Annotated in this window: 12 protein-coding genes; 8 read left to right on the top strand and 4 right to left on the bottom strand. The window is 71.9% G+C overall.

Annotation, left to right across the window (positions count from 1 at the left end; translation table 11 throughout):
* Positions 1–28: 28 nt before the first annotated feature.
* Entirely contained in the window at positions 29–616 is a 588-nt protein-coding gene (locus ACZ3KJ_RS17675; RefSeq protein WP_467527894.1) for a Uma2 family endonuclease, read from the bottom strand.
* Positions 617–735: 119 nt separating this feature from the next.
* Positions 736–1413: a GDSL-type esterase/lipase family protein gene (locus ACZ3KJ_RS17670; RefSeq protein WP_467527893.1), complete on the bottom strand. Its 678-nt coding sequence runs from the start codon at positions 1411–1413 to the stop codon at positions 736–738.
* Positions 1414–1545: 132 nt separating this feature from the next.
* Between ACZ3KJ_RS17670 and ACZ3KJ_RS17665 the strand changes: the two genes are divergently transcribed.
* The 7 genes from ACZ3KJ_RS17665 (at position 1546) to ACZ3KJ_RS17635 (ending at position 9894) form a co-directional block, all read left to right on the top strand.
* Positions 1546–2550, top strand: a complete 1005-nt coding sequence (locus ACZ3KJ_RS17665) for a WD40 repeat domain-containing protein (RefSeq protein WP_467527891.1) — start codon at positions 1546–1548, stop codon at positions 2548–2550.
* A gap of 215 nt (positions 2551–2765) precedes the next feature.
* Entirely contained in the window at positions 2766–3290 is a 525-nt protein-coding gene (locus ACZ3KJ_RS17660; protein WP_467528078.1) for an MSMEG_1061 family FMN-dependent PPOX-type flavoprotein, read from the top strand.
* Between the two features lie 142 nt (positions 3291–3432).
* The gene (locus ACZ3KJ_RS17655) at positions 3433–4311 is read left to right on the top strand and encodes an ABC transporter ATP-binding protein (RefSeq protein WP_467527890.1); all 879 of its coding nucleotides are present in this window, start codon (positions 3433–3435) and stop codon (positions 4309–4311) included.
* Complete coding sequence (locus ACZ3KJ_RS17650; RefSeq protein ID WP_467527888.1) at positions 4308–5288, top strand: ABC transporter substrate-binding protein; 981 nt, start codon at positions 4308–4310, stop codon at positions 5286–5288. Before ACZ3KJ_RS17655 ends, ACZ3KJ_RS17650 begins: the two co-directional genes overlap by 4 nt.
* Positions 5289–5296: 8 nt before the next feature.
* Positions 5297–7363, top strand: coding sequence for an iron ABC transporter permease (locus ACZ3KJ_RS17645; protein ID WP_467527887.1), 2067 nt, complete (start codon positions 5297–5299; stop codon positions 7361–7363).
* A gap of 165 nt (positions 7364–7528) precedes the next feature.
* Positions 7529–9070, top strand: a complete 1542-nt coding sequence (locus ACZ3KJ_RS17640) for a cellulase family glycosylhydrolase (RefSeq protein ID WP_467527885.1) — start codon at positions 7529–7531, stop codon at positions 9068–9070.
* A 179-nt stretch (positions 9071–9249) separates the two neighbouring features.
* On the top strand, positions 9250–9894 hold the full coding sequence (locus ACZ3KJ_RS17635; RefSeq protein ID WP_467527883.1) for a dihydrofolate reductase family protein: 645 nt from the start codon (positions 9250–9252) through the stop codon (positions 9892–9894).
* 60 nt (positions 9895–9954) lie between these two features.
* Here the strand turns inward: ACZ3KJ_RS17635 and ACZ3KJ_RS17630 are convergent, their stop codons facing one another.
* Together ACZ3KJ_RS17630 and ACZ3KJ_RS17625 are read right to left on the bottom strand one after the other, a co-directional pair.
* Complete coding sequence (locus ACZ3KJ_RS17630; protein WP_467527881.1) at positions 9955–10422, bottom strand: hypothetical protein; 468 nt, start codon at positions 10420–10422, stop codon at positions 9955–9957.
* A gap of 7 nt (positions 10423–10429) precedes the next feature.
* A complete protein-coding gene (locus ACZ3KJ_RS17625; protein WP_467527879.1) occupies positions 10430–10654 on the bottom strand; it encodes a DUF397 domain-containing protein in 225 nt (74 codons plus the stop codon).
* A 172-nt stretch (positions 10655–10826) separates the two neighbouring features.
* On the opposite strand from ACZ3KJ_RS17625, the gene ACZ3KJ_RS17620 reads away from it, so the two are divergent.
* Positions 10827–11579 (top strand): DUF6879 family protein, encoded by a 753-nt coding sequence (locus ACZ3KJ_RS17620; RefSeq protein ID WP_467527877.1) that lies wholly within the window; start codon positions 10827–10829, stop codon positions 11577–11579.
* Positions 11580–11594: the final 15 nt, after the last annotated feature.

Here is an 11594-nt window from a genome sequence, read left to right as displayed (position 1 = left end):
GGAGTGCGCTCCAGGCAAGGGGATCCGGTCAGTCGCGGGGGAAGGCGTCGGTGGTGAGGGTGAGGCCGACGACCGTGTCGGTCAGGTCGATGTCGGTGCCGAAGTTGACCCTGGTCACCGTGGTGTAGTCGCCGTCCTTGGGGTCGGTGTGGACGTAGCAGCGGCCCTGATAGGGGTCGGCGATGAGGTAGACGGGAACCTCGGCGACGGCGTAGGCGGTTTTCTTCGGGCCGTAGTCGTTGGCGGCGGTGCCCTGGGAGATGACCTCGGCGACGAACTCGACGTCCTCGTGGCTCCAGCGGCCCGCGTCGTCCGCCTCCGCGGAGTCGCGGAGCTTGACCACGTCGGGGCAGAAGCCGTTCTCGTGACCGGGGAAGTCGATGCGGACGTCCGAGAAGACCTTGATGCCCTTCCCGAACCTCTCGCGGACGGCACAGGCGATCTGGAAGATGATCTCCCAGTGAGTGGCCCTCTGAGGTGTCGTGTGGACGCTGCCCCCGACGATCTCGACCCGGAATCCTTCGGGGACGGGCATCCGCTCGAGCCGCTCGAACCATGCGTCCAAGCGCTCGGTGTTGGCGTCGGCCATCGCGATCCTGTCGTCGAGGACGGTCATGGTGGCGCTCCTCCCCGACCGCCCTTGCTCGAGTGCGGCCGCGCGGTACAACGATACGCACGGTGACCGGGTTACGTGGCGGCCTCACCGCCCCCGTGCGGTCAGCCGGTCCCGTACGGTCAGCCGGTCCCGTATGGTCCGCCCACGTCCCACCCCTGGTGCATCGCCGCCGCGAACGCCGCCGCGATCTTGTGCTCGCCGCTCGCGTTGGGGTGGGTGCCGTCGTAGGTGTCGGCATGGATGTCGTACGACGGCGGGACCGAGGCCGGCAGCAGCGGGGAGGATGCTTCGTCGAGGTCGGCGGCCGTCTTGCCGAGCAGTTCGTTGAAGAGGGCGACCTGCGCGGCGAAGGGCTCGTCGGCGGCGGCGCGGATGTTGGGGATGACGTGGAGGAGGACCATGCTCACCCGCGGGTTCGCCGTCCGGGCGGCGGTGATGAAGGCGCGGACGTTCTCCGCGGTCTGCTCGGCGTTCGTGTAGAAGCCGAGGTCGATCAGGCCCAGCGAGACCAGCAGCACGTCCGCCCGGCCGGCCCGCACCGCCTCGCCGATCAGCGGGGCCATGTGCAGCCAGCCCTCGCCCCAGCCGGCCAGGTGCCGGCGGGGGAAGTCGGGGTCGGCGTACGCGTACGAGACCGGCGCGTCCGCCGCCTTGTCGTACAGCGTCTCGCGGGGGCCGACGAACGTGAAGGGGCCGTCGTACGTCGCGCACAGGTGCTGCCACAGGCGGTGGCGCCACGTGTGTTCACCGGCGCTGCCGATCGTCATCGAGTCGCCGACGGGCATCAACCTGAGCATCCGCTCATCATGGTGGATCGGCGGTGGATCGGTCAGGCGCGTGGGGTGTGAGGCCCGCCACGGGTCTGCTACGGGCCCGCCACGGGCCCGCCACGACCCCTCAGGAGCCGGGCGGGGTGGCAGTCTTGGGGCATGCGCCGACCGTTCGCCCTTCTCGCCGGGGCCCTGCTCGTGGCCGCCTGCGCGGTGCCCGTCTCCGCGGTGCCCGCCTCCGCCGCCGACGGGGACGAGGGCTTCACCATCGAGGACCCCCGCATCACCGAGTCCAGCGGACTGGCGGCCTCCCGTCAGCACCCCGGCGTGTACTGGACGCACAACGACCAGGACACCGGCGCCTACCTCTACGCGGTCGACAGCGCCACCGGCAAGACCGTCGCGACGATCACCATGACCGGCGTCGGCACCCCCCGCGACGTCGAGGCGATCGGCATCGGCCCCGACGATCAGATCTACGTCGGCGACATCGGCGACAACGACGGCGTCGAGTGGGACCACGTGTGGATCTACGAGCTGCCCGAGCCGAAGACGCTGAAGGACCAGACGGTCCGCGCCACCCAGTACGTCGTGCGGTACTCCGACGGACCCCGCGACGCCGAGTCGCTCGTCGTGCACCCGAAGACCGGGCGCGTCTACATCATCGACAAGCAGGAGGACGGCGGACACCTGTACGCGGGGCCGGCCCGGCTCTCCGCGTCCGGCACCAACGTCTACGAGCCCGTCGCCCCCGTCGACCTGTGGGCCACCGACGCCGCCCTCTCCCCGGACGGCGGCCGGCTCGCCGTCCGGGGCTACTTCGGCGGCATCCTCTACGACTGGAACGACGGCACCCCCGAGCGGCTGGAGCGGCTCGACGTACCGCTGCAACGGCAGGGGGAGTCCGTGACGTACTCGGCCGACGGCTCGAAGCTGCTGTACGGCACCGAGGGCACCGCCAGTGAGGTGCGGGCGGAGGACGCGCCCGGCGCCTCGGGCGACTCCAAGTCGCCCTCGAACGGCGGGAGTACGGCCGCCTCCGGGAGCGGCGGCGGCGACGGCGGCGGTGCGGGGGCGAGCGGCACCGTGCGGACGGGCGCGCTCGCCCTGGCCGTCGTGTGCGCCGCCGTCTTCGGCCTGCGGCGGCTGCGGCGCCGCGGGTGACGTCGCCTCAGTAAGGTAAGGCGAACCTAACATCAGATAATGTTTTGTTCGCAACTACCTGTGAGGCGTACACATCTGGGGGGCCGGCCTTGCCGCACACGATCGAGACCGCGGAGCAGAGTGCGGGACAGGCCGCGGAGCAGAGTGCGGGACAGGCCGCGGGGCAGGCCGCGGGGCAGAGTGCGGGGCAGGCCGCGGGACACGGGCCCGGCGCCGTGACCGAGGAGGGCTGGACCGAGCTCGGGTCCCCCGCCGAGCTGCGCGAACTGCTGGGCGAGCCCTGGCCCGTGGTGATCGAGAAGGTCCACGACCGGCTCACCGACAAGGACCTGGAGATCCTGGCCCGTTCGCCCTTCTGCCTGCTGGCCACCTCCGACGCGCAGGGCAACTGTGACGTCTCCCCGCGCGGTGACGGCGCGGGCTTCACCCATGTCCTCGGGCCCGGCCGGATCGCCCTGCCCGACCGGCCGGGCAACCGGCGCGGCGACAGCTTCCACAACATCCTCCAGAACCCGCACGCCGGCCTGCTGTACCTGGTCCCCGGCGGCACGGAGGTCCTGCGCGTCAACGGCCGGGCCCGCGTCCTCACCGACGCCCCGTTCTTCGACGCCCTGACCGCGGACGGCCGGCGCCCCACGCTGGCCCTGGTCCTCGACATCGACGAGATCTACCTGCACTGCCCGGCGTCGCTGCGCCGTGCGGGCGTGTGGAACCCGGCGTCCTGGCCGTCGGCCGGCTGATTCCGGGACGCCGGCGGGCCGAGTCCGGGACGCCGGCGGGCCGAGTCCGGAACGCCGGTGGGCCGAGTCCGGCGTTCCGGCCGGAAGTTCGATATCAGGACACCCTGTCGAAAACGAATTAGGTGAGGCTAACCTTGCCTGCGTGAGATCTGGTGAAGAAGCAGCCGGCACCCCGCGCCTGCGCGGTCATGAACTGGCGGCCACGGGTGTGACCGTGTCGTACGACGGCACCGACGTCGTGCACGACGCCGCGGTCGCGCTCCGGCCCGGCGAGGTGACCGTGCTGGTCGGCCCCAACGGCAGCGGGAAGTCGACGCTCCTGCGGACGATCGCCCGGTTGCAGCGCGCCCGCAGCGCCACCCTCAGGATCGACACCGACACCGACGGTCTCGCCCTGACGGCCCGTGACTTCGCCCGCCACGTCGCCCTGCTGACCCAGGGCCGGCCGACGCCCAGCGGACTCACCGTGCGGGACGTCGTCGAGTTCGGCCGCTACCCCTACCGGGGGCGCTTCGGCCGCCCCGACCCGGACGCCCCGGCCGCCGTCGACCGGGCGCTCGCCCTCACCGGCGTCACCGAACTCGCCGCGCGCGGCGCCGACCACCTGTCCGGCGGGCAGTTGCAGCGGGTGTGGCTCGCGAGCTGCCTCGCCCAGGAGACCGGCGTCCTGCTCCTCGACGAGCCGACCACCTACCTCGACCTGCGCTACCAGGTCGAACTCCTCGACCTGATCCGCGATCTGGCCGACGTCCACGGCATCGCCGTCGGCGTCGTCCTGCACGACCTCGACCAGGCGGCGGCCGTCGGCGACCGGATCACCCTGCTCGAAGCGGGCCGGATCGTCGCCGACGGACCGCCCGAGGACGTCCTGACGCCGGAGCGCCTCACCGCGGTCTACGGCATCCGCATCGACGTCGACACCGACCCCCTCACCGGCCGGCTGCGCACCCGCCCGATCGGCCGTCACCACACGCGGGACACGCGTGGCACTCTCAGCGAAAGGCTCGGCACCACCTCATGAGACGACTCCTGCTGACCGCGGCGACCACCGCCGCCGCGGCGCTCACCCTCGCCGCGTGCGGCACCACCGAGCCCGCCGCCGACAAGACCGAGAAGACCTCCGAGGCCATCACCCTCACCGACGCCACCGGCGCCAAGGTCACGCTCGACGGCCCGGCCACCAAGATCGTCACCACGGAGTGGAACGTCACCGAGAGCGTCCTGTCGCTCGGGATCGACCCCGTCGGCGTCGCCGACGTCAAGGGCTACAAGACCTGGGACACCGCCGTCCCGCTGAAGAGCGAGCCGAAGGACATCGGCACCCGCGGCGAGCCGAGCATGGACACCATCGCCTCCCTCGCGCCCGACCTCATCGTCGCCACCACCGACCTGACCGCCGCCGCCGTGAAGCAGCTGCGCGAGGTCGCCCCGGTCCTGGCGGTGAAGTCCGCCGACGGCACGGGCCAGATCGACCAGATGCTGGAGAACGTCGACCTCATCGCCGAGGCCACCGGCACCACCGACGAGGCCAAGACGCTCCGTTCGGACTTCGAGGCCAAGGTCGCGGAGGGCAAGAAGGCCCTCACCGACGCCGGACTCGCGGGCGCCCAGTACGCCTTCGCCGACGGCTACGTCGCCTCCAACCAGGTCACCCTGCGCCCGTACACCAGCACCTCGCTGATCGGCGAGGTCAACGAGCAGCTCGGTCTGAAGAACGCCTGGACCGTCGAGGGCGACGCCGCCTACGGCCTCGGCTCCACCGACGTCGAGGGCCTCACCGACCTGCCGGACGACGTCCGGTTCGCCTACATCGGCAGCGACGGCGACGCGAGCAGCACCCCCTTCACCGGCGCGCTCGCGAAGAACGCCGTGTGGACGTCCCTGCCGTTCGTGAAGGCCGGCGAGGTGCACCGGCTGGCCGACGGCATCTGGATGTTCGGCGGTCCCGGGTCGATGGAGGCGTACATCGACGCCGTCGTCGACGCGCTGACGAAGTAACACGCCCCATGGCCGTCACCGCAACGACCCCCGCCACCCGTCCGTCGACGGCCACGTCCCGGACGGGCGCGGCCGCGGTGACGGCCGGGCTCGTCCTCCTGGTCGCCGTCCTCGCCGTCGTCGACGTCACCCAGGGCACCGCCTCCGTCGGACCGGCCGAGGTGGTCAAGGCCCTGACCGGCCGGGCCGATCCGGCCGACGCGTCCGTCGTGATCGCCTCCCGGCTGCCCCGGATGACGGCCGGCCTCCTGGTCGGCGCCGTCCTCGGGGTGGCCGGCGCCGTGCTCCAGGCCGTCAGCCGCAACGTCCTCGCCTCCCCCGACACCCTCGCGGTGAACGCCGGTTCCTACCTGGCGCTCGGGCTGGCCGGCGCGACCGGCGTCTCCCTGCCGATGCTCGCCTCCTCCGGCGTCGCCTTCGCCGGCGGGCTCCTGGCCGCGGCCGTCGTGCTCGCGCTGTCCGGCCTCGGCACCGGCACCGTCCGGCTGGTCCTGGCCGGCACCGCGCTGGCACTGGGCCTGAACTCCGTGACGGAGGGCCTGCTCCTGCTGTTCCCCGAACAGACGGAGGGCCTCTACCAGTGGAACCAGGGCAGCATCGGCCAGAACGGCTTCGACGGCGTCCTCCAGATGCTGCCCGTCGCCGTGATCGGTCTCGCCGGACTGCTGCTGACGGCCCGCCGGGTCGACGCGCTCGCCCTCGGCGACGACGCCGCGCGCGGACTGGGCGTCCCGGTCACCGCCACCCGCGTCACGGTCGTCGTGCTGGCGGCGCTGCTGTCCGCGGCCGCGGTCACCCTCGCCGGGCCCATCGGCTTCGTCGGCCTGTGCGCACCGGCCCTGGTGCGTCCGCTCGCCCGCCGCCACCGGGGTTTCTTCCGCGCCCGGACGACCCTGCCGGTGGCCGGTCTGGTCGGCGCCGGGCTGGTGCTCGGGTCGGACGTGCTGCTGCGGGCCCTCGTCCCCGCGGACACCGCGGTCGCCGTGCCCACCGGTGTCGTCACCAGCCTGGTCGGCGCGGTCTTCCTGGTGGTGATGGCGCTGCGGCTGCGCGACACCTCCGGCACGGAGGCCCCGGACCGGATGCGCATCCCGAGCCGCACGGCGTTCCTCGTCACGGTGGCCGCCCTCGTCGCCGTCGCCGTCGCCGTCACGATCGCCGGCGTCCTGCTGGGCGACAGCAAGCTCCTGCTCGGCGACGTCGCCAACTGGGCGCAGGGGCGGGCCGGGCGGGCCGTCTCCTTCGTCCTGGACACCCGCGTGCCCCGCGTGCTCGCCGCCCTGTGCGCGGGCGGGGCGCTCGCCCTGGCCGGCACGCTGGTGCAGGCCGTGACCCGCAACCCGCTCGCCGAACCGGGCGTCCTCGGCGTCTCCGGCGGAGCCGCGCTGGGCGCCGTCCTGCTCGTCACCACCGTGCCCGTCGCCGGCACCTGGAGCGTCGCGGGCGCCGCCTTCGCGGGCGCCGCGGCGGCCTCCGCGATCGTCTTCGGGCTCGCCGCGCGGGGCGGCTACCAGCAGAACCGGCTGGTCCTCGTCGGCGTCGGCGTGGCCGCCGGGACGACGGCGCTGATCAGCCTGCTCATCGTGCTCACCGACCCGTTCAACGCCACGAAGGCGCTGACCTGGCTGTCCGGTTCGACGTACGGGCGGACCCTGCCGGACGTGGCGCCCGTCGCGCTCGTCCTGGCGCTGGGCCTCGCCGTCGCGGTCGCCCGGCGCACCGAGCTGGACCTCGTCTCCCTGAACGGGGACACCCCGCGCCTCCTCGGCCTGAGCCTGTCCCGGACCCGGCTCGGCTTCCTCGCGCTGAGCGTCCTGCTCAGCGCGACCGCCGTCGCCTCGGCCGGCACCATCGGCTTCGTGGGCCTGGTCGCGCCGCACGCGGCCCGCGCCCTCGTGGGCCGCCGGCACGTCCGGGTGGTCCCGGTCGCGGTCCTCCTCGGCGCCGCGCTCGTCTGCACCGCCGACCTCCTCGGCCGCACGGTCATCGCCCCCGCCCAGTTGGGCGCGGGCCTGATGACGGCGGTGATCGGGACGCCGTACTTCCTGCACCTGCTGGTGCGGAGCCGGCGGTAGGTCCGAGGGGAGACTCGTCCCACTGGGGGCGAGTCTCCCGCCCCGCTTCTTGACGTGCCCGCTTCTTGACGTGGCCATGCAGCGTTAGTTTGCTGGGGGGTGCGCGGTGTGTGGGAGCGCTCCCATATGTTCCGGGCCCGCGCCTCCCCGAGAGGAAGCAACGACATGTTCCGCACCTTGCGCAGAGCGCTGTGCGCGGTCGGCGCGGCCCTGCTGTTACCGCTGGCGGCCGCCGCCCCGTCCGCCCACGGGGCCGACGGGGCGACCGGCGTCGTGGCGGTCGACGCCGGGGCCGGCTACTGGCACACCAGCGGCCGTCAGATCCTGGACGAGGCCGGGACGCCGGTCCGGATCGCCGGCATCAACTGGTTCGGCTTCGAGACGGCCAACCACGTCGTCCACGGCCTGTGGGCCCGCGACTACAAGAGCATGATCGACCAGATGCAGTCGCTGGGCTACAACACCCTCCGGCTGCCGTTCAGCGACGACATCCTCAAGAGCGGCACCGTGCCGGACAGCATCGACTTCTCCGGCGGCAAGAACGCCGACCTGGCGGGCCTGACCTCGCTCCAGGTACTGGACAGGATCGTCGGGTACGCCGGCCAGTCCGGCCTGAAGGTCATCCTGGACCGGCACCGCCCGGACGCGGCCGGCCAGTCGGCGCTCTGGTACACCTCGGCGGTCCCGGAGTCGACGTGGATCGCCAACCTGACCTCCCTCGCCTCCCGTTACGCCGGTGACGCCACCGTCGTGGGCATCGACCTGCACAACGAGCCGCACGACCCCGCCTGCTGGGGCTGCGGCGACACGTCCCTGGACTGGCGCCTGGCCGCCGAGCGGGCCGGCAACGCCGTCCTCGCCGTCAACCCCGACCTGCTGGTCTTCGTCGAGGGCGTGCAGTCCTTCAACGGCGTCTCGGGGTGGTGGGGCGGCAACCTGATGGGCGTCGCCCAGTACCCCGTCCGCCTCGACGTCCCGGACCGGCTCGTCTACTCCGCCCACGACTACGCGACGAGCGTGGCCCAGCAGAGCTGGTTCAGCGACCCGTCGTTCCCGTCCAACATGCCCGGCATCTGGGACAAGTACTGGGGCTACATCTTCAAACAGAACATCGCCCCGGTCTGGCTCGGCGAGTTCGGTACGACCCTCCAGTCGACGGTCGACCAGCGGTGGCTGGCCGCCCTCGTCGACTACCTGCGCCCGACCTCGGCGTACGGCGCCGACTCCTTCCACTGGACCTTCTGGTCCTGGAACCCCAACTCCGGGGACACCGGCGGCATCCTCAAGGACGACTGGACGACCGTGGACACGGTGAAGGACGGCTACCTGGCGAGCATCAAGGCGGCGGGCTTCGACCCGGGGGACGGCGGTACGGACCCCTCGGACCCCGAGGACCCCGGCTCCACGGCGGCCTGCGCCGCCGCCTACACCGTCACCAGCGACTGGGGCAGCGGCTTCAACGCCGACGTGAAGGTCACCAACACCGGGACGACGGCGATCACGTCCTGGCGGGTGACCTGGACCTGGCCGGGCGCCCAGCAGGTCACCAGCATGTGGAACGCCTCGTACACGCAGAGCGGGGCGACGGTGACGGCGGTGAACGCGTCCCACAACGGGTCGGTCGCGGCCGGGGCTTCGGCGAGCTTCGGCTTCGGGGGCGCGCCCGGGGGCGGCGGCGTGCCGAGCGTGAGCTGTACGGCGGCGTAGACGCCGTCGGCGCAGCGGCGAGGGGGTGCCCGGGCGCTGGTCGCCGGGCACCCTGGTCACACCCGAGCCCCGTGTCCCCCGCGCGCACCGTAGTCGTCCGAACGGTCACCGGACGCGGCGATGAGTTCTCCCGGCTGGAAGAGTCTCATCACTGTTGTCGGACACCACCGGAGGAACACGTGCCCCAGTTATTGCGAGTCCAGAACTTCAACGTCTCGAGTGACGGGATCGGCGCGGGCGAGGACCAGAGCTTCGAGCGCCCGTTCGGCCATGTCGAGCCCGAGCGGCTGTTCGCCTGGGCGGGCGCCACGGCGAGCTGGCCCATGCGCACCGATCCCGGGGGCAGCCGGGGCCTCGACGACTACTTCACACGGGACTACGCGCGCGACATCGGCGCCGAGATCATGGGGCGCAACAAGTTCGGTCCCCAGCGCGGCCCCTGGCAGGACGAGGAGTGGCGCGGCTGGTGGGGCGACGAGCCCCCGTTCCGCACCCCGGTCTTCGTCATGACGCACCACGAGCGTCCGTCGTTCACGCTCTCCGACACCACGTTCCACTTCGTCGGCGGGGACCCGGCCGCGGTCCTCGAACGGGCGCGGGAGGCGGCGGAGGGCAAGGACGTCAGACTCGGCGGCGGCGTCACGACGATCCGGGAGTTCCTCGACGCCGACCTCGTCGACACCCTGCACGTGGCGGTCTCGCCGGTGAAGCTCGGGTCGGGCCTGCGGCTCTGGGAGTCCCCCGACGACCTGCTCGACCGGTTCCACCTGGAGGTCGTGCCCAGCCCGAGCGGCGTGACGCACCACCTGTTCTGGCGGAGGTGACAGCAGGCTCCGGCGGTGTGCCTGCGATCGAGCGCCGGCCGGGTGCCGGCGCTCGTTCCCTCATGCCCCCAAGGGGCACGTGAGCTGGGCGTTCTCCCGGTTCGGAGAACAGGTCACGAGGGCCAGGGACAGGTACGAGGGCCGCTCCAGATAGAACCCGAGCGACACGTCGTGGCCCGACCCCAGCCGTTCGGCGGCGGAGGCGACGAGATCGGCCAGGTGACGGGCGTCGCGCTGGGCCTCGGACGCGAACCGGGTGACGTATGCGTTCACCTGTGAACCGAGCCAGGCCGCCGCCTCCGCCGGGTCCGGCCACGTCCCCCGGACCAGCGAGCCCGGCTTGACGAGCCAGTACGCGGTCTCCAGCGGCGGCAGGTCCGACGCGGGGAACTCCGCGGCCACCTCGCGGTGGCGCTGGATCAGCTCGGGCCGGCTGCCGGGCGGCGGATCGGGGTGCGGCGGCCTCCGCAGGGCCTCCTGGTCGAAGCGGGCCTTCGGGCCGGTCCACAGGTAGGCGTGGTGGTGCACCGGCCGTTCAGATCGGCAGACCGAAGCGGGTGGGGTCGATCCCGGCGACGCTCAGCTCCTCGGTGGTGAAGCGGAGCGGTTCCTTGTCGGGCTGCTTGCTGTCCCCGAGCGCCCAGGCGTCCGCCCCGATCCGGGCGAGGGTGACGCAGCCCTCGGAGCAGGGGCCGCCGCAGGCCTTCACGAAGGAGGTTGCGGTGAGGTCGAGGGCGTAGAGGTCGGGTGTGTTCGGCATGGCGTTCCTTCCTGATCGGCTTCCGGGAAATGACCGTAGGGACAGGAGGAGAGCAAGGCGGAGAATATTCTCGGTTATTCGATTGATGTAACCCTGAATGCATGGACATTCACTCAACGTCACCGACATGCTGTACGCGTCGACATCGTCAAGGCCCGAGGAGTGGTCATACATGGCGCGCAGGCTGCGGTTCAACGGAACTGGTAGCGGTGATGGCGGATGCCCGTCCGTGCATGAGGACTTGGACAGCGGAGAAGTGATCGTGCATGGTCCTCCACTCACCCAGCCCGAGGACGTTGCGCAACTCCAGCACCTCTCCGAGGGGGAGGTCGCGATCGTGGTTCCGCGTGACCTGCTGGTCGACTGGTCCCCGAAAGAGCGGACACGTCAGGTGCGGACGATCGGACTGGACGAGTTCGGCGACCTGTTCGCCAAGTTCGCGCACACCGCCTGGCGTCTGGAGACGCGGCGCCGGTACGCGAGTGACGAAGCGACCGACACCTACCGGCAGTTCGTGACGACCGGGGAGGTCGACTGGACGTACGATCACCCGTACTGTCGGACGATCCGCGAGCAGACCGCTCAGGGCAAGCGTGTCGAGCGGGTGCGTATCGTGGACCAGCCGCCGACCACGGGTCAGCTCTACCTCCTCGACAACGCCAAGCGGAACAGCGGCATGGGCGAGGACATCCGTAACCTGTGGCGGGCCGACGCGGAACGGCTCCGGCTTCCCGCCGAGGACTTCTGGCTGTTCGACAGTCGTCTCATCGCGCTCCTGCGGTTCGACGACGACGATCAGCTCACGCATGTTGACCTGATCACCGAGCCCGCGGAGGTGGTGCGCTGCTCCATGGTGCGGGATGCTGCTTGGCATCACGCCGTACCGTGGCGACAGTTCACGACGGAGGTACACAGCGGCGTTTAGGGACAAGAGCGGGTA

The sequence above is a fragment of the Streptomyces sp. NPDC003248 genome, from assembly GCF_055563235.1.
The sequence above is the reverse complement of the archived record's forward strand: the minus strand, read 5'-3'. Positions and strand labels throughout refer to the sequence as shown.